The organism is Rhodococcus sp. PAMC28707, from assembly GCF_004795915.1.
Taxonomy (GTDB): domain Bacteria; phylum Actinomycetota; class Actinomycetes; order Mycobacteriales; family Mycobacteriaceae; genus Rhodococcoides.
This window is the reverse complement of the sequence record NZ_CP039253.1, coordinates 3,855,808-3,875,101: the sequence shown is the minus strand read 5'-3', so window position 1 is coordinate 3,875,101 and position 19,294 is coordinate 3,855,808. Positions and strand designations below refer to the sequence as shown.

Here is a 19,294-nt window from a genome sequence, read left to right as displayed (position 1 = left end):
ACCCCGATTTGTCCGAGGAGACGCCATGACCCGCAGGACCCCTCTCGCCGGTAGCCCGCGGCGCCGCCGCGCCGCACGCTCGGCTGCCACCGCTGGGGCGGTCTTGGCGGTACTCCTCTCGGCCGCCGCGCCGGTGCAGGCGGCCCCGTCGCAGACCGCGGCGACGGGCTGCGCGAAGTATGTCGCCGTCATGACACCCGGGACGTGGGAGACGAACGCAGCCGCGAACCCGAGCACTCCGGTGGGCATGCTCGCGATGGTCGGTGATTCCTTGAAGCAGAAGTACGGCAACGCCATCGAGGTGTACTACCCGGCGTACTCGGCATCGGCGTTCGATCAGGGCCGCACCTACTTTGGCAGCAAACAAACCGGCAAGAATTCGATCAACAACATCTTCACCTCCGCCTGCCCGGCCTCGAAGTTCCTGCTCGCCGGCTACTCCCAGGGCGCCGACGCGGCCGGCGATGTTGCAGCCGACATCGGAAACGGGACAGGGGTCATCCCAGCGGCCCGGATCCTCGGTGTCGGATTGGTCGCCGACCCGCACCAGGGCACGGCCGGGGGCACGCTGGTCGGTCCGAAGGTCGACGGTCAGGGCATCGGCGGCGTCCGGCCCGAAGGGTTCGGATCGCTGGCACCGCTGGTCAAGCAGTTCTGCGCCCCGACCGATCTGTACTGCTCCACGAACGCCGGCAGCGACGGCCTACTCGCCGGACTGGGCAAGGTCCTCGCCAACAAGCCCGCCGAGTCTTCCGCCGCCGCGTCGGTATCGCTGACCAGCGGCGGCGCTGCGCAGGGCGGTGTGACCGGCTCCGAAGCTGCGACACCCGGTGCAGCTCAGGCCGGCACCACTACGGGGGGAACTGCGGATCTCGCGTCCTCGCTCGTCTCGGACTTCTCCCGCGTCGACCTCACCGGTGCGGCGAGCACCGCCACCACACTCGGACAGCGCATCGGCACGCTCCCGGCGTCCGTCGGCGCCAACCGAAGCCAGTCGCAGGTCGCCGGTGTCGAAGCCTCCGCAACGTCGCTGCTGAACACCTTGACGCCGGTCGCGGACGCGCAGTCGATGATCGCCGCGAACCCCGGCATCCGATCGGCTCTCGATACCGCACCGGCCGGCTCCCCGGAAGCACACACCTCCACAGTCCTCGATGCCCTCGATCAGATCGACCTTCCTGGGGCCGTGCAGTCGGCTACCGCGATCGCGGACAGCGCATCCTCGGTGCTCGGCGGCACCGCCACCACCGCTGGACTGGCAGACACCGCGCAGACACTCACCGGTCAGATCGCACCGTTGCAATCCGTCTCCCCGGACGCGTTGACCTCAGCGACACAGGTCCTCTCGCTCCTCAAACCGAAAACCGTGGTCAACCAGATCGTCAACGTCGCTAACGGTTTCACCTCCATGGACTACCAGGGCATCGTCGACAATCTCATCGCTCTACCGCAGAAAGTCGCGGCCCTCGACGTCCAGGGCGCACACCAGATCGCCGGGGAGCTCAACAACCAGTTCGCCCCGATCGTGAAGATGGCGGCCGGAGTCGACCTGCGCACCCTCTCGGGGCTGGTGGCGATGATTCCCGACCCGTCCGGATCGGCACAGATCGCCTCACTGGTCCTCGGTCTGCTCGGCAACGTCGATGTCATTCGCCTCGCCAACGACGTCGGCGCCATCCAGGAAGTCGCCTGGAAGATCATCGAAACCGGCAACCTCGCCGCTGCTGCCGAACTCCTGCCGATCGGACTCGATCTCGCATCCGTCGCCGTGGGCGTCCTCTCCGGGTCGGCATCGAAGACCAGTCCCGACCAGCTCGGCGCGCAGACCCAGGCGACCGGGCAGTCCGTGGCTATCGGCCAACAAGCCTCCACCGGCGACTTCGCCGGGCTGACAGGCAGTCTCGTCTCCCTCTCATCCTCACCGGGCGCCGGCGACGCGGCCGAACTGGTCGGCGCCGGCGTCGACGCAGCAACCTTTCTGGCGTCCGGCGCGCACCAGTCCTACGCCGATTTCACCGTCGACTCCACCGGCCGTAGCGCCCTGCAATGGCTCGTTGATTTTTTCACCCAAAAGATCGGCGGCTGAGCACTCTTCGACGACAACCACCCTCATATCGGCGGCCGGGCGGGCAGCCGAGACGAGAACCAGCACGAAACCGAAACACATTGCAGCACAGAAGAAGGTGTCCGGGCGGGCACTGATCGCACTCGATCGTGAGGACATGCACCATGGCAGCATCGCAGCACGGCAGCGGGAAAGGCATCGGCACGCTCGGCGCCGTACTGGTCGCCGTCCTCGTCGCGACCGCCCTGTTCGCTGCCCTCTCCGGAGATCGCACACCGCCAGCAGACGAAGGCACCTGCCTACCGGCCGGCAGTAACACCGCGGCGCATTCGGGGACGGTCCTCATGCCCCTGCGCGAGGGCACCTATCAAGCCACCAGCGGGTTCGGGCCGCGAACCAACCCGGTCACCGGCGCACAGGAAGGCCACCAAGGCCAGGACTACTCCGCACCCATCGGCACCCCGATCCACGCCGCCACCGACGGCACCGTCGCCGAAGCCGGCCACGCCACCGGCTTCGGCAACTGGATCATCATCGACACCGTCGTCAACGGACAATCACTCTCCACTGTTTACGGCCACATGAACGATGACGGCGTCGGCGTCGCTCAGGGCCAGATCGTTGCCGCCGGTGACCCGATCGGCAAGGTCGGCAACGCAGGACAATCCACCGGCCCACATCTGCACTTCGAGGTCTGGCCCGGAACCCGCCTCGCGCCGGGTTCGAGCCCGGTCGACCCCGTCGGATGGCTCGCCGGATCCACCGCGCAGTCGCCGCCGGACGCCGGCACCGACGTACTCGCCGCCCCTGCCGCCAGCCCGTCCACGACACCGAAATCATCGGTGTCGAGCCGGGACGTGAAACTCGCCGCCTCGGTCAAGCCCGGCTGCGGACAACCCGTCGGCACCACCGGACTACGCCCCGGATCGGTACCGGCCGAGTTCGAACCGTGGGTGGTCAAAGCCGGCACCGTGTGCGCCGAAGTCACCGCCCCCCTCGTGGCCGCGCAGCTCAAACAAGAAGGAAACTTCAACACCGGCGCCCACAATGCACAATCCGGCGCGGACGGGCCCGCGCAGTTCATGCCCGCCACTTGGGCAACGAAGGCCGTCGACGGAGACGGTGACGGCCGCAAAGACACCCGCAGCATCGCCGACGCGGTGATGAGCCAGGCCGCCTACGACTGCGAACTCGCCGGCATCGCTAAAGACGGCCTCGCCGCCGGGACACTGCGCGGTGATCTGACCGAGCTGTATCTCTCGATGTACAACTGCGGGCCCGGCGACACCCTCGCCGGCGGCCAGGTCTGCCAGAACACCGAAACCCTCGACTACGTCGCGAAGATCCCGCGCAGCGCCGCCGAAGAATTCTCCGTAGCCATCGCCGACAGCGGTCCGGGACTGGTCCCCGGTGGCCCGTTCGGGCAGAACGTCGTCGCCGCCGCGACAGCATGGCTCGGCACCACCTACGCCTGGGGCGGCGGAGACGCGGGCGGACCCACCAAAGGAGTCAGTGACGGCAGCGGCACGGCGGACATGATCGGCGACTTCAACAAGATCGGCTTCGACTGCTCCGGGCTCGTTCTCTACGCGGTCGCGCAGGCCTCCGGCGGCTCGATCGTTCTCCCCCATCAGGACTCGGCGCAGATCGCCGATAACCGCGGCCGCATCGTCGCCACTCCCGCCGAGCTGGCACCCGGCGACATCATCCAACCCCACTCCGGCCACATCTTCATCTGGCTCGGAAACAACACCGTCGTCGAGGCCCCGCAGTCCGGCGACGTGGTCAAAGTATCGAACTGGACCCCGCCCACCAGCGGCCTGAGCGCACGGAGATTCGGATGAACACCACACGCACCGCACTGACAGCACTGACGCTGAGCGCCGCTGTACTGACCGGCTGCGCGAGCACCGACAGTCCGCCGGCCACGAACAACGGCCCGGCAATGCCCGCGCAACAGTGGACACCCGGCGCTACCGACCCCGACGCCGGTGACCCCACCCGGACACCGCCGCGCGCTGCGAGCGCACTCCCCAATTCTGCAGCAGCGGTGGACCGCGGCGATCCCGGCGCCGTCGCCACCGCAGCATTGACGATTTGGTTCACCTGGGACACCGCCGTCGACACCGGCCCCAACGACGCCGCAGCCCGCACCGCACCGCTGCTCACCGCCGACTACGCCCGCGAGATCACCTCCACCACCGCCCAGGCCAGCCCCGGCGCACAGTGGCAAGCCTGGGCAGCGGCCGGCGCGGTTCTCATTCCAGAGATCACTAGCGACGACGAACCCGTTCCCGCACAGACCGATTCGGTCGCCTACCGCTCCTACCGCGTCGCTCATCTGCTCGACGGCTCCCCGGTCGAGGAGTCGATCGTCGCCGTCATCCTGCGCCCCGGTACCAGCGGCTGGGAGGTGAGCCGCATTCAAGACAAATAGGTCAGCCCCGACCCCGCACTCTTCTTACTGGAAAGGCAAACCCGATGGAAACAAAACCCTCATCCACCACTGCTCACCGGACACGACGCGTGATCGGCATCATCGCCCTCACTGTCTTGTTCACGATCGCGGCGGGCGGCGTAGCGGCCGCACAAGCGGCCAATCCATTCGACGGTGTCAACCCCGACATCGGACTGCTCGGCCCTGCCTTGAACTCCACCTGGAAACGGCTGCTCGCCGCAGCCTGGGGCGTCGCCCTTGCGGTCACCGGATTCAACGTCATGACCTCGTTCCTGAGCTTCAAGAAAGCCAAGTCACGCGGCATGCCAGGCGATTTGAGCGACGCGAGCGCCGACCTGAAACTTGCCGGAGCAGGGCTCGCCGGAACCGCCGCTGCGGGGGTCATCGTCGGCGCAATCTTGTTCCTCGTCCAGGGCTGACCCCACGCCACCTCCTTCGGCCTATGTCGAACAACCCCACCCGATGCGGCACCGCCGCGGAAAAGAGATCACGCTCATGGGAACCGACTACCGCAACGTCAGCGCACACCATTCAGGACCTGAACCATCCGGCGGCACGCTCACAGCCCCCGCCGCTGCCGATAGTCGCCGAGGACCGAGGCGCAACGTCCTCTTTGCCGGCGTCGCGGCCCTCATCGTGGTGGCCATCGCTCTGGTCCTTGTCGTTGTGCTCACCAACAGATCCGGCGAAGGCGGCCGCAACAGCGCCGACGCCATCCGAGCCGTGCACGGGCCGACAACAGTCAACAACGGTGTTCCCAGCGGCTACACCCGCGACGAACAAGGCGCCTCGACGGCCGCGGTCAACACCATCCAGGCGATCGCGCAGGCAGGTCAGGGCCGCATCGACATGGCGGCCGTGCGTGAGTCGATGATCGTCGCCGACCCCGGTCAGACGCTCGGCGCAGCACTCGACAGCGAAAGCAATCGCGACGAGGACGACGACGTTCTCTCCCTGCTCCCCGGCGCGGTCACGGTCACCTCGTTCACCCAGGACGCGGCCGAGGTGACGATCTGGACGATCGGAGTCGGTCAGTCCGAGATCAACGACACCGGAAAAGTATCTGTCTCGACGACCTACTCGACGACGGCTCTCTCTCTGGTCTGGCAGGACGGGGATTGGAAGGCCCGCGACTGGTCGTTCCGTCAAGGCCCGCGCCCGGAGGATGCCTCCTATCCGGCAGCTGATTCCGCTCTCGGCGGTCAATTGACCACCGGGTACTACACCTTCTACATCGACTAGGAGCGAACATGATCCGACGTCTCGTTCTCGTTTTCGTCGTCGCCGCGTTGGCCGCATTGTTCGGACCCACCGCGCTGGCAGTCGCTGCCCCGGTGCCCGCCCCTGAGCCAGGAGCTGTCACCGGCCAGCAGGCCGCGACGAAACTGCCCGCCCACTTCCCGGACGATCTCAAGAAATTCATCGGCGGCACCGAAGAATTCAAGAACGGCCCGTGGTTCACCGGGAACTGCCGAGAACAAGGCGGCGACCTGGGACTGTATATCTCCCAAGCACTCTCCAACGAAAACCGTCTGATGTACTGGACCGCATCCGATGAGGACAAGGTCGACATGGTCGGCGGGGCCACCATGAAAGCCGGCAGCGAAAGCGCCGCGCTCGGCACCGTCGATACAGCCAAGAAAACCGTCGCCGATGGCACCGAGCCGCCGGAGGGCGCACTACCGACTGTGTTCCCGGCCGGAGACACCAGCTTTCACCCACCGACCGGAACCTGCGCCGGCGATCTGACTCGCTGGGGCATCAAAGAGTGGAGCACCTGGGGATTCGCGTGGGCGCAGGCACCGGACGCAGACTCGTTGACCGCAATCAAAGAGCTGCCCGGCACCGACGCCGTACCCGGCGCCGCGTGGTCCGATCCCTGCTCGGCAGGCTCGGGCGACCAGTACTGCATGCACGCCTTTTTCGTCGACTGCGCCAAAGCCAACGCCGAACGCGACGTACGCCAATGCCAGGACTGGAACCTCTCGATCGGACGGATGTTCGCCGGAACTGCCAACTGGATCGACCAGAACACCGGTGTCATCGACCGAGCGAAAGACACCCTCGGCAAAGTCATTGAGTCCACCCCGCAGTATCAGCTCGGCAAGGCCTACATACAGGCGTGGTCCTGGGCCGGCGATAAGGCCGGTGATGTCGTCGACTTCGTCTCCGACCCCTCCACCGTGATCGACGACTGGGTCAACGCCACCAAGTCCAGTGCGCTCTCGACCACCGACGCAGTCCTACGCGGGTTGAACAGCACCGGGGACTTCGACCCGACCGCATCGTGGTTTCTCACCTGGTACGCACTCTCGACCGGCTTGGGGATCCTGGTGATGTCGTTCGCGGTCCTGCTCGCAATCGCACGCTCTCGGCACAAAGGCTCCCCCTCCGAACTGGTCAGCAACGTGTTCGGCTATCTGCCCGCCGGGATCGTCATGATGCTCTTCTCCACCACCGGAGCCCAGTTGTTGCTCGAGCTTGCCAAAGCGCTCACCGATGGCATCACCGCGGCCAGTGGGTCCACGGTCACCGAGATGGTCGACAACATCTACAACACGGTGGGGGAGATCAACTCCGAAACCCTCGTCGGCGGCAATGTCGTCGGACTGATCTTCTTCGGCCTCCTGCTCCTCGGCGCGATGTCGGTCTACCTCGGTCTGCTGATGCACCAGATCGGACTTCCGCTCGCAGCGTGCATCGCCGGAATCGGCTACGGCATGTGGGTACACCCGACCTGGCGGGTCAAGGCCCTGCGACCGGTGATGACCTTCGCCGGCATCGTGCTCAGCAAACCGCTGCTGTTCCTGCTGATTTCGGTGGTGCTGGCCGGTGCGAACAATGCGCTGCTCTCCGGCGGCGGCGGATCCGGCGACCTCACCTCGCTCGGCGCCCTCGCACTGGTCGGAGCGTCGATGGTCGTCGTCGGATTGGCGCCGTGGGGGTTGCTCAAGTGGGCACCACTTCTGCCCACCAAGGCCGATTCCGAAGGATTCGGTAGCGGCGGTGGTTCGGTCGCGGGCGGAGTGATCGGCGGTGCCGGAAGCTCCGCGATCTTCCGCGGCCGCAGCGGCGGAGGCGGCAAGCGTGGGGTCGGCGGCTCGAACGCGACACCACGTTCGACACCGTCGGGTAGCGGTATCTCGGCCGCCGGACGAGCGCCCCATGCGAACACCGGATCCACCCCTGCCTCCTCGGCCACGCACTCCGGATCCGGTGGACACGGCGGCGGCGCAGCGAAAGCCTCCGGCGGCGGCGCTGGATCCAAGCTGGGAATGGCGACCCGTCTCGGGGGCAAACTCGCGAAAGGTTCGGCCTCGATCGCAGCCACATCAGGGGCGGCCGCGATACCGATCGCAGCGCAGGCCGCATCGGCGGCAATGAACAAAGCCAAATCCAGTGCCGAATCGGCCGCATCCGAATCCGAAGGCAGGTAAGCGATGTCCACCGATACCGCGCACGAAAACGTACAGCGCACCTCGATCCTCGGCGGCGAGATCGCCCGCCGCGGAATGACAGGGTTATCGGCACCCGTTCTGATGACCTGGTCGATCACCCTTGGGGTGGGGGTGCTGATCTACTTCGTCGTCGGCGGCACTCTCGCAATCGTGTTCGTGGCCTTGCTCTATGGCGGCATGTTGGCCGCCACGTTGGAGTTCGGGGACCGCTCCTACGCAGCGCAGAAGCTGCACTGGCTGCGCACGTGGTCACGCACCCGCCGCGGTGAGCATATTTACCGCAATACCGCCGATCCGGCGTACGGGGTGGACGGTCTCGATCCAGGTTGGGAATACCCGGTGCCGTTGGGGCGGACCGCTCCCCTCGACGTCGCTGGTACCGGCCTCGATGACATGTTCATCATCCGCACCGCCAACCCCGGCGAGCGGGCCTACTACACAGTGGTTCTCGCGGTGCAAGGTCTCGCCGGCGGTCTGCGCACCGACGCAGCGTGGGCGAGCACCTCGGAAAAGTTCGGAATGTTCGGTGCGTCTGTGGCCCGTAAGTCCTCACTGATCCGCGGTGTCCAGTTCCTGCACCGCTCCATCCCCGCCGACCTGACCAAACATGAGGACTGGGTTGGACACCAGGTGGAAGCTCTCGGCGACATGCGCCTGGCAGCACCGGTCGCCTCCTACGGCAACCTGCTCGACACCATCCGCCCGCACACCGAAGAACACCGCGCGTACGTGGTGCTCAAGTTCCCGCAGAGCGAGCAGTTCGAAGCCGCCGCCGCCCGCGCGGCAGGGGGCAAGGATGCCCGCTTCGAAGGCGGCATCGCGCAGGTAGTGCGCGATGAGACGATGCGCGCAGTCAGCAAACTCATCTCCTCGGGCCTGGGCCGGGTCGAGGTCTTCGGTGAGCAGCGCACCTGCGCGGTCATCCGGGCATTCATCGATCCCACTTTCAAGCTCGATCGACACCAGGGCGCCCGCTGGGCGAACTGCTGGCCCTCCTACATCGGGGGCCGCGACGCCGCCGTCGTCTCCGGGCACTGGCATACCCGTGTCGGGATGATGCCGCCGGCGAGCATCGAACCTGTCGAACTGGGACCGCTGTGGCTCGCGCCGCTGCTCACCGGAGTTGCACCCGACCCCGGCGACGACGAGACACCGCCCTCGCCGACCATCCGAACCGTCAGCGTCCGAATGGATTTCGTCCCCGACACCGTCGCCCGTGAGGCCGCGAAGCAGGACTTCACCCAAGATCAGGCCTCGCAGGAAACCGAGCGACGCAAAGGCCGAATCGGGGACGGTTCGGCGGAAGTGATGGCGACCGCCTCGGGGCGCCGCCGGGGCGATCTGATGCCTGGCTCCGGGCATCACGGCGTCATCTATTCGATGGCCATCGCAGTCACCGGCCGCGGCGAAGACGACCTGGACCGAGCCTGCATGCGGGTCGGTGAGGCCTGCGACGAATCGGCCATCAAGACCATCACCTGGCAGGAAGACGATCACGATGTCGCCCTGTTCACCACCCTCCCTTTCGCCCGCGGTCTCGCGGCCACCCGCTACACCAAGTAGCCCAGGAGAATCCGACATGAGTCAGCGCACCACCACCCGCCCCGGCGCAGCCCACCCACGCGGACCAGAATCCAACCGCCGGGCCGGTAGCCGCCTCTTCGGCGGTCCCGGCCGCGAGCAACTCGGAGACGGACCAAAGGTTCTCGACGCGGGCGCGCAGATCCCAAGGAAAGTCGCCCGCCGCACGCCGCCGAAACGGTTCAAGATCCTCGACCGGTACGGCTGGTACGAGCCGCGCACCGAAGGCGCCTGGACCACCACTCGGCAGAGCGAAGCACTGAATCTGGCGATCAGCCGCCGCAATGTCCGCCATCAAGGCCCCGCCACCGGACTCAACCGGATCTCGCAGGATCTGGTGATCACCGACCCCTTCGAGCTCTACGGCACCGACATCTCCAACATCAACGTCTGCGTCGTCGGCGACATCGGCAAAGGCAAGTCCTCACTGATCAAGACCGCATTCTGCTGGCGACAGATGATCTTCGGCCGCCAGGTCGTGGTCATCGACAAGAAACGCCAAGGCACCGAAGGGGAATACTCAGTCTTCGCTCGGGCGCTCGGCGTCGAATCGGTGCGGTTCAAAACCGGCGGCGGCGGGGCGCGGCTGAACCTGCTCGATCCCGCGATCACCACCGGCGGTGAGCATGCCGGCGGTCTCGACGGCGTCACCCCCGCAGGTCAGGAAGCCCTCGTTCTCGCTGTTCTCGCCGACACGATGGAACGACCGCTCACCACCTCGGAGAAGAGCGCCGTCGGTCGACAGCTCGAGCGGGTCAACCACGACGCCGCGCTCTCCGCCCGCGCACCGGTCCTCGAGGATCTCGCGCGCAGACTCATCGAACCCCATCCCGGGGACGGCGACTATTTCGGTGGGCGCTGGGCCGAGCGGTCCCTCGAATGGGGCTACGAGCCTGGGTTGGCGCTGCTGCGGCTCGTCGACCGCGATCTCAAAGGACTCGTCGACGCCGAAACCTCACCGGAGGTCCGCAAAGCGCTCGAGCACCCGTTCGCGCACTTCGATGTCTCCGCCCTCCCGACCGAAGGCCCGGCGCTGCGGGTGGTGATGACGGTCATCAACACCTGGCTGGCGAACCTGCTCGCCGCGCGCTCCTCGGTGTCCAAACAGACCATCCTGATCGTCGAGGAAGGCTGGCATGTCGCGGAAGGTTCCACCGGCGGCGTCTTCCGCTCGAACATGAAACTCTCACGCGGGCTTGGCTTGTCGACGGTCTCGGCGTTCCATCACCCCTCCGACATGTCCAAGGACTCCCCCGCCCGTGCACTGATGCAGGAGGCCGGGATCGTGTTCCTCTTCGCGCAGGAGCGGTTCGACGACGCCCGCGAGACCGCGGAGATGTATCACCTCCCGCCTGGATCGGTGGACATCATCATGGGCCTCGGCCAGGGCGAATGCCTGGTCAAGATCGGCTCCGCCGACCCGATCTTGATGGAACACGTCCGCTCCCCCGAAGAGATCGCGTTGACCAACACCGACGAAGCCGTCAAGGGAGCACGAGCAGCATGAACCGGATTTTCATGGCCCACCGAGGAAAGGACATACCGATGACTACCCACCACCTATCGCAACGAGTGAGGATGGACGCAACGTCGTCGGTGTCGACGAGTAATGATCGCGTCGACGCTCTGTTGACGTGGACGGTGTTGATTGCGAAAGCCGCTGCTCTCGGCGGCCTCGATCCCCACGCCGCACCGGTGTCCCCGAAGTCGGGGTTCCGGCGATGAGCGCCGTCCGCACCCCGCCGCCGCGGCCCAGCGAGCCGATGATCGGACCCGAGGTGTGGGTGCTCGGTTCACTGGCCACCGGCCTCGTGTTCGCAGTCGCGGGCGGCGGGCTGGTCTCCTCACTCGTCTCGGGCCAGGTGCTGGCCATGCCCGGCAACGGGCGGGAGCTGTTCGCGATCTTCGCCGGGCTCGCCGCGCATCCGGCTGATCCGGCGGCGGCCTGGCCGGCCGGTGCGCAGCCCGGACCAGCCTGGGTGACCTGGGCGTGCATTCTCGTGCTCGGAGCGGTATTCGCCGCGGTAGCACTGTGGATCAGCTCCGAGATCGAGGACCGGGCGTTCCACCGGCGGCAGGGCGAACGCGGGTTCGCCACCAGAAAAGACTTGGCTCGCGCCGGGATCGACGAGAGCAGTGTCCGCAAGGCCGCGGTCGCGACCCGCGCATCGCTCAAGGGCACGCGGCCATCGAGGCTCGATGCAGCCGAGGTAGCGATCGCATTGGGCGCCAACATCATCGACCCTGACCGCACCGTCTACCTCAAGCAGAACGACTGCCTGCTCACCGAAGGCGTCACCGGTTCCGGTAAGACCTGGCGTATGGCGTATCAGCGCTGCATGGACGCACCCGGGCCGATGCTGGTGACCTCCACGAAAGTAGATCTGATCTCGGCGACCTACGAGCACCGCTCCAGCCTGGGCACGGTGTCGATCTTCGATCCGGAGAACATCACCGGATGGCCCTCCCCGATTCGCTGGTCGATCCTCTCCGGCTGCCAAGATCCAGATGTGGCGATCCGCCGAGCACGGGGCCTGGTTGCCGCAATGCCGATGGGAGACACCACCAACGGCGGCTACTGGGAAGACAAAGCCGTCGTCCTGCTGCGCTGCTACCTCCACGCTGCAGCAGTGAGCGGCGTAGGACTGGACAAGGTGCGCACGTGGGTCAACTCCCGCAAAGGCCGCGAGCCACGCGAGATCCTGGCCCGCTCGATGCCCGGCTGGGAAACCGAACTCGTCCAGATCCTCGATTCCGGCTCCGACTCCTCCGACGACATGATCGGGGCAGCCAGTAGGCTTCTCGCACCGCTCGCCTCCCCGGCGCTGCTGCGCGCCATCGACGTTCCGATGGCGGAATCGTTCGACGTCGAGAAGTTCATTCGCTCCGGAGCCGACACCCTGTATCTCGTCTCGAAGGGCAAGGACAACTCCGCAGCACCGTTCATCGCCGCCCTGGCCACCGAAGTGCACTATCTCGCCGACCGGTATTCGCAGACCTTGCCCGGGGGCCGGTTCGATCCACCGATCCGTTTCGAGCTCGACGAGGTCAACAACGTCGCACCGATACCGCGACTGCCCGATCTGATGTCGGACTCGGGTGGCCGCGGGATCACCATTCACGCCTACGCCCACAACGAAGAACAGAACAAGCTCCGGTGGGGTCCGGTCGCCGGCAAGATGTTCGCCGACAACTCTCCCGCCCGGTTGATCCTCCCCGGACTCAAAGGTGACGAATTGCAGTCGATTTCGAGAATGCTCGGCGACCGGTTCGAATGGCAACCCTCCGGCAACAGGCAAAGTGGGCCGACGCTGCGCGAAGTACCGATCATGACGCCCGCGCAGATCCGTCAAATGGACCCCGATCATGCTCTGCTGATCTACCGCCAAGCACCGCCGATTCTGGTGCATCTACCATCTGTCTGGGACGACAAAGACACCCGCGCAGCGGTACTCCGCTCCCAGGCGGCGTTCGACGACATCGCCGGTTCCCGGACCGTGCCACGCCGCGACGACGGCCTTCGCGGTGTGGTTCTCGACAAAGTCAGTGACGGGACCCAGATCTCGTGACCACCACCCAACAGTCCGAGACCACCGAGCTCGAACCATCCCGGTTCACCTGGCGCTATCTCGACTCCGCGCAATCCCGCGCGCTGTGGACCGAGCTGATCGACTGGACAACCTGGATACGCGACCGGTACCAGCTCGACACGAAGATCCCGCCGTGCTGGTATCGGCACGGCCCCGTCGTCGAAGAGCTCTCGGCGTTGATGGCGGCGTGGACCGACGCCTACTACCGCGGCGACGAATACCGCGACGATCTCACCGCCTGGCACACCCAGTGGTTCTGGCCGGTAATCAACCGACTCTCGGCGATCACCGACTTCGAGACCTGTACGCACAGCTATTGCGATCACCGCATCGTCGAGCCGGTCACGCTCGACGGGATCGAGGAGTTCGTCGCTGCCGACATCGCCGCCAGGCCCGCACCGGCTCCAACACCGGACACGCAACCAACGCCGGTGACCGACATCAGTGCTGCGCAGGAGGTCCGCAGCATCCCAGCCGAAGACATGGAGATGGCGATCGCTTCCGGTCTCGCCGAACCGGTCGACCCCGCCGATCCGGAGAGTCTCGTAACGTTCGAGGACATCGACTGGGCCTACAACACCCGGCTCAATGCATGGATCCCCGCGACTTGACCGGTAACCGATAGAGCTGCGGCCTGGCGCGCTCGGCGGCCGAACCTCCTGCACTGGTGTACATCCCGCCCGGATACACCTGTTCGAGGGGCGAGGCTGCTGCCGAAAAGTGCGCCGGGCCGCTGGCCCCCGGTCACCGGTCGTAGGTCCACCCGCCCGGACCACGCCCCGGTGCCCGGGGGCCGAAAAAAGACGAATGCACCGGCCACCCGTTCAATGGGTGCCGGTGCATTCGTGTGGCTGCGCTACATCCGGTGCATTCGTGTGGCCGGGCTACATCGATGGGCGACGGTGCACTGGCAGTGCTGGTGGCGCGATCTCGATGCGGTGCTGTTGTCTCTGCACGGCGCCGACAGTGGGCGGGGTTGTCGGTGCGGGCTTGGGTTCGCGGCGGATACCGCGATCGACCGTGTGTGTTCGGGCCACGATCTCGGGCGGTCGCGATGTCGTGCTCGGTGGTGTGGGCGGACGCGACGGGTTCCTCCAATCGTCAATTCTCGCCCGAGACATGTTCTTCGAGAAGTTCTGTTCGAGATCGTAGAGCTTGTCATGGTTGTCCCACGAGTTGGCGGTGGACCCGTTCTCGAAGGCGGCTCTTGCACCGAGAAGCTCGTCGACCACCCGGTGGGTGTGCTCTCCGCCGGGCCAGGTCCGAAGTTCCTGAACCCGAGCCTCTTGGGTCCAGTCTGCTGTTTGCCCACCGATCAGCTCGTGCGGTGAGCACCCTCGTTGACTGGTGCGCACACGCCCTGCGGCCAGGTCGTCGATCAGAACGCGGCTGTAGTCCTCGAGCGCTGCGAGGTGGCTCCCCGCTGTCATCGCTCGCTCGGTGGGCTCGCGGAGTTGCAACGCCGCTGTGTCTCGCCGCAACGCCTCCATGTGAAGTACGGCCCCGAGGTGCTCGACGTGGAGATCGCCGTAGTGAGCGAGGGTCGCGTCTGCGTACAGGTCGTGACGCATCGACGCCGGCATAGTCACCCCGTGCTCACGGCGGAGATCGGCAGCAAGTTGCTCTGGCCCCGGCGCGAACTGCCACACGGTCTCGGGTTCCAGATTCGGCCAGGCGACGTATCCGTGAAAGGCCGGCTCGCTGAGCGCAACAGGTCTGGGGAAGTGGAGACTGTCCCTGTTCAGCTCCAGTCTTTCCTCTACGTACTCATAGAGTTCCGGGGTCAGCTGCGCCCGGCTCGTCCATGCAGTCAGTACACGGCCATCGGGTAGAGCCGACTCCCGGTACGGTGCATCGATCTGCAGGATGCCGGTGTCGCGGTACTGCAGTAGCGAGAGTTCGTACGGGTCGTCTGCGTTGATATTTCGGGCCATCTGCCCAGCTCCTCACTCAGAAAGGGAACGCGAACCAGTGCTGGCACGCGCACGGCGTGGTTCTTCTGGCTGGGTGCTGCTTCTGGCTGGGTGCTGCTTCTGGCAGTGCGGGCTCGCGGGTGGCCGGTAGGTCTAGATCCGCGGACCGCGGCTGGGTCCCGGCCGGCGCGCTTGTTGCTGGCGGAGTTGTTCGCGTCGTTCGGCTTTGCGCTGCTCTCCGGCGCGGCGTTGCTGGGCGGCATGTTGCTCGGCGGCTTCTCGCCGAGCGCGATCGGTGGCCACGATCGGATCCGGATGCACCGGCGTGGGCTCGGGTGTCGCTGTTGCGCCTTCTCCGGCGCGGGCGGGTACCGGCTCGCGGACGGGCAGTGTCTTGATACGGGCGTTGACCTGGTCCCACGCGCGAGCCACTTCGCCGTGGTCGGGGCGGTCACCGATGAGCGTGCGGTCGGTGTCGATGCCGAATTGCTCGCGGTAGGCACCGACCTGCCCGGCGGTGATCTGCCACCGCAGGCGATCGCCGCCGGAGTCGGGTAGCTCACCCAGGTGTCGAGTCCATGTGGGTTGTTCGTCGACAGCACACTGTCCGAGTTCACGGGTGCGCTCGGCGATCTCGCCGTAGCGGCGACGGCTCCACTCTACGAGTTCGGGATCGACGCCGTCGCGGCCGGACATCGGCGGCAGGACCCAGCTCGGTGCGCTGTGGTCCCGCGCGTCGCGGCCGAGCGGCCACCGCCGTTCGGCGTCGTCGAGGAGCTGCGCGGCGGTGGGTTCGCTGCCGGTGACTCCGCGGCGGAGTTCGGTGATCGCCGCGTGCGGGTCTTTGCCGCCGCGTTCGGCGCCCCGCAGGTGCGCAGCGAGGTCGGGCCACGCGCCGTCGTCGGAGAGGATCGTCTCGGCGTGCTCGCCGAACTGGCGGCGCATCACCGGTTCGATCGCCTCCGACCACGCCGCCATTTCCTCGGCTCCGTCTTCGATACGACTTTCCAGCCGCCAGTGCATCACCGCCGATACCGACTCGGCGGTGGCGAGTTCGCGTTGGCCACCGGTAGCGGCCAGGGTCGATGCTGCATCGAGTCCGAGTTGCTCGGTGCGCCGGTACTGACTGACGAATGAATCCCATTCCGCTTCGCCGATCATCTTCTGCGCCAGGTCCGGTCCCATCTGTTCGCGGACGATCGCTTCGATGCGGCGAGCGTCGATGAGTTCCCCGGCGTATTCGTATCCGCCGACGTTGTAGTCGAGCTTGCGGTGCGCGGCCGCTGCGTCGCGTTGCTGCTCGGTGGCAGAGACATCTGCGCCGTCGCGGCCGATGATGGCGCGTACGACTTCGTCGGCGATCTTCTTGTCCGGGTGGACGTGGATCAGGTGCGGGTCGACGATGCGGTCGATCGGGACGTAGAGCTTGTTGTCGGTGCGCCCGCGGGTCAAACCGACGTAGAGGGCTTGCCGGTTCATGGTGTCGTCGATGAGGACGTGGGCGGTGTCGACGGTCATGCCTTGGGAGCGGTGGATGGTGGCGGCGTAGCCGAGTTCGCAGCTCGCGCGCACGTAGTCGGCGGGCAAACGGATACGCCCGTCGTGGTCGAGGTGGCGTACCGACAGTGACCCATCGCGGTGTGCGGTCTCCACCGTCCACAGGTCACCGTTGCGCACCCGTTCACCTCGGGTGCCGGTCACCCGCAGGTTGCTCTCGTTGAGACGGGTGACGATGCGGTCTCCCTTGCTCGCGTGCAGTCCGTCGGAGAGTTCGTTGCCGCCCTTGGCGACGAGACCGCGCACCATGCGGTCTGTGCGGGCACGGTCGTTGAGATCACGGACTGTGGCGTTGCTGCTGGCGATCATCAGCGTCGTCGTGCCGTTGTCCACGTCGGCGGACCACGCGGTGAAGACCTTCTCGGCGAGCTCGTCGGCCATCCCGTGTTGCACACGGTCCTTGGCGGCATACCAGGCAGCGACGGAGGTGTCACCATCTCGAAGCCGCAGTGAGATCTCGGCTTCTTCTTTGCTTTGGAACCGGTGCACGTCCACGAGTTCGGGGGCGGAGCTCGAGCGGGCGATCAAGCGCAGTGCACCGCCAGTGTCGACGGCCGCGAGCTGTTGCGGGTCGCCGAGGAGCCGAACGATCGCGCCGTGTTCTGCGGCGACCCGGGTGAGGCGGTCGAGGTTGTGAGTGGACGCCATTCCAGCTTCGTCGACGAGGATCATCGCACCGCGGGTGATGCCCGTGGGCAACCCATACTCGTGGCGGGTGAGGACATCAGCAATAGTGCGCCCCTTGACGCCGAGTTCGCCTCCGAGGACGCCGGCTGCTTTTGCGGACGGTCCGAGCGCGATGACGTCGTAACCGGTTCCGCGCCAGGCGTCGACGACGACGCGCATGGCCGTGGTCTTTCCGGTGCCGGCCGGACCGACACCGGCCGCGATGATGTTCCCAGAGAACAGGAAGTGCTCGACGAGCGCTTTCTTGTCCGCACCGAGTTCCCAGCCTTTGCGTTGGGTGTGCGCAGCTAATCCGGCGTTGTAGGCCTGCGTGCTCGCGATGACTGCGGTGGGCGTGTTCGCGGCGGTCACGAGCCGATGTTCGGCGTCGAGGATCGCAGTGCTGGTGTAGGTCTCGTTGCCGTGCACGGTCAGGATTGAAGCACCATCGCCGCGCTGCAGTACTTTCGGAGCTGCGTCGACCGGACGGGTAAGCCGCATTGAATGCGTGCCCAGAGCGGCCTCCGAGACGCGCTCGGCAACAACTTCGCGTTCGGCCGATGTCGCGAACACTGAACCCCGCATCGCTCGTTGCACCTCGGCTTCCACATGCCACCGGTTCCAGGTCGATCGCTGCTGCGCAACTCGATCCACAACCCTCTGGGCGACGTTGCTCACGTCAATGACCGATGCATTCACACGCTGCACGTCATGTCCGACGCTTGTGCGCAACGACCCCTCGAGACGCCGCTTGCCTACTTCTGCGACTGCACGTTGGCGCCACTCTGCTCGTTGCGCACCGAGTGATTTCGCAGGAGCTTTGCCCTCCCGTGTTTCCAGGGTGGCCCTGTCTGCGAGACGCATTTGCATTGCGGTAGTTGGGTCTTTGCCATGCGCTTTCCGGTACTCTGATACGAGGCTTTCCAGTCTTCGTTCGATGGCGTCGCGGCGGGAGAATTCTTTGAGGAGCTCGGGTGGTATGCCGTGTATCTCCCGCACGGGCCGCTTATTCGGACCGGTGCCCGGTCGGTCGCGGAACTCGGTGCCCAGTGCGCGGGTGACGTACTCCTCGATGAGGGTGTTGTAGCGCTCGGATGCAGAGACAGCAAGCTTGTGCAGAACGCGCCCGTCGAGGCTGCGCCACTTGCCATCTACGCCTTGCACCTTGGTGGAAATCGCCACGTGGGTGTGCAGGTTCGGATCTCCGTTGCGGTTGTCCCGGTGATCGAACCGGGTGTACATCAGCCCTGTCGATTCGATTTGTCCGACGCCCGCTTTGCCGACACGGGTGTAGGACGCGTTGTCCTCTACCCAGCGGATCGCGTCGGTGACCGCTGCGGAGTGGGCGCGTTCGATGGCGCGGCGCGCGTCGTCGTCGCCCAGCCCCCACAACACCGATACCGACTTCTGCGGGGTGAACACGCAGTCGTACCCGGCCACCGGTTGCCGCTCGCGGCGCTGCTGCGATGCGATGTAGCGCACCAGTTCGCCTTCGGTGGCCGGCGATCGGCCGACCTCACGGTGAAATTCATCCGCGCCCACTTGGTAACGGATCTGTAGGCACTCGCTCGCGCTGACTGTCTTCCCTGTCGCCTTGCGTTGCCGCTCGATCTCACCGCGTGTGCGCTTCATCAAAGGAACCTCGTTACGAAAGCTCGCGAACTTACGGCCGAGCCGGACGTCGTCGACCGCACCCTGCGCGGTGGCTCCGTTCGCAACCGACTCTTTGATGAGCGCGTCGGCTTCGGGGTGTAAGCCCTCTCCGAACAGAGCTTTCATCTGATCCTCTCGCACCTCCCCTGACACCCCGAGTTCGTCGGCCGCCCGGCCACCCCACTGGCCCGGCGGTGTGCCTTCAGCCGTGTAGTAGTCGGTCAGATTTTGACTGCGTTGCAGCGCAGCGTCACCAGTTGCCACCTCACGTGTGAGATAGGTGTAGCCGTCTCCCGCGTGCAGAGCGTGGACGGTCATCATGCTGCCACCTTAAAGGCTATGCGCCCCATAGT

13 protein-coding genes are annotated in these 19,294 nt (G+C 66.2%); 11 read left to right on the top strand and 2 right to left on the bottom strand.

Annotated elements, in window-relative coordinates; all coding sequences use genetic code 11:
- Positions 1-25: 25 nt before the first annotated feature.
- The 11 genes from E5720_RS17590 (at position 26) to E5720_RS17540 (ending at position 13,763) form a co-directional block, all read left to right on the top strand.
- The gene (locus E5720_RS17590) at positions 26-2,086 is read left to right on the top strand and encodes a cutinase family protein (RefSeq protein ID WP_136171716.1); all 2,061 of its coding nucleotides are present in this window, start codon (positions 26-28) and stop codon (positions 2,084-2,086) included.
- 143 nt (positions 2,087-2,229) lie between these two features.
- A complete protein-coding gene (locus E5720_RS17585; protein ID WP_136171715.1) occupies positions 2,230-3,909 on the top strand; it encodes a peptidoglycan DD-metalloendopeptidase family protein in 1,680 nt (559 codons plus the stop codon).
- Entirely contained in the window at positions 3,906-4,502 is a 597-nt protein-coding gene (locus tag E5720_RS17580) for a hypothetical protein (RefSeq protein WP_136171714.1), read from the top strand. Before E5720_RS17585 ends, E5720_RS17580 begins: the two co-directional genes overlap by 4 nt.
- Positions 4,503-4,546: 44 nt before the next feature.
- Complete coding sequence (locus E5720_RS17575) at positions 4,547-4,942, top strand: hypothetical protein (protein ID WP_136171713.1); 396 nt, start codon at positions 4,547-4,549, stop codon at positions 4,940-4,942.
- A gap of 76 nt (positions 4,943-5,018) precedes the next feature.
- Positions 5,019-5,765, top strand: coding sequence for a hypothetical protein (locus E5720_RS17570; RefSeq protein ID WP_136171712.1), 747 nt, complete (start codon positions 5,019-5,021; stop codon positions 5,763-5,765).
- A gap of 8 nt (positions 5,766-5,773) precedes the next feature.
- Positions 5,774-7,960 carry a hypothetical protein gene (locus E5720_RS17565; RefSeq protein WP_136171711.1) on the top strand — a complete coding sequence of 729 codons (2,187 nt, stop codon included), beginning with the start codon at positions 5,774-5,776 and terminating at the stop codon, positions 7,958-7,960.
- A 3-nt stretch (positions 7,961-7,963) separates the two neighbouring features.
- Complete coding sequence (locus E5720_RS17560; protein WP_136171710.1) at positions 7,964-9,544, top strand: SCO6880 family protein; 1,581 nt, start codon at positions 7,964-7,966, stop codon at positions 9,542-9,544.
- 16 nt (positions 9,545-9,560) lie between these two features.
- On the top strand, positions 9,561-11,069 hold the full coding sequence (locus E5720_RS17555) for an ATP/GTP-binding protein (protein WP_136171709.1): 1,509 nt from the start codon (positions 9,561-9,563) through the stop codon (positions 11,067-11,069).
- A gap of 38 nt (positions 11,070-11,107) precedes the next feature.
- A complete protein-coding gene (locus E5720_RS17550) occupies positions 11,108-11,287 on the top strand; it encodes a hypothetical protein (protein WP_136171708.1) in 180 nt (59 codons plus the stop codon).
- Positions 11,284-13,131, top strand: coding sequence for a TraM recognition domain-containing protein (locus tag E5720_RS17545; RefSeq protein ID WP_136171707.1), 1,848 nt, complete (start codon positions 11,284-11,286; stop codon positions 13,129-13,131). The genes E5720_RS17550 and E5720_RS17545 overlap by 4 nt, the downstream gene beginning before the upstream one ends.
- A complete protein-coding gene (locus E5720_RS17540; RefSeq protein ID WP_136171706.1) occupies positions 13,128-13,763 on the top strand; it encodes a hypothetical protein in 636 nt (211 codons plus the stop codon). The genes E5720_RS17545 and E5720_RS17540 overlap by 4 nt, the downstream gene beginning before the upstream one ends.
- Positions 13,764-14,036: 273 nt before the next feature.
- On the opposite strand, the gene E5720_RS17535 is transcribed toward E5720_RS17540, so the two are convergent.
- Together E5720_RS17535 and mobF are read right to left on the bottom strand one after the other, a co-directional pair.
- Positions 14,037-15,086, bottom strand: a complete 1,050-nt coding sequence (locus tag E5720_RS17535) for a hypothetical protein (protein ID WP_136171705.1) — start codon at positions 15,084-15,086, stop codon at positions 14,037-14,039.
- Between the two features lie 132 nt (positions 15,087-15,218).
- A complete protein-coding gene (gene mobF / locus E5720_RS17530) occupies positions 15,219-19,262 on the bottom strand; it encodes a MobF family relaxase (RefSeq protein WP_136171704.1) in 4,044 nt (1,347 codons plus the stop codon).
- Positions 19,263-19,294 lie beyond the last annotated feature (32 nt).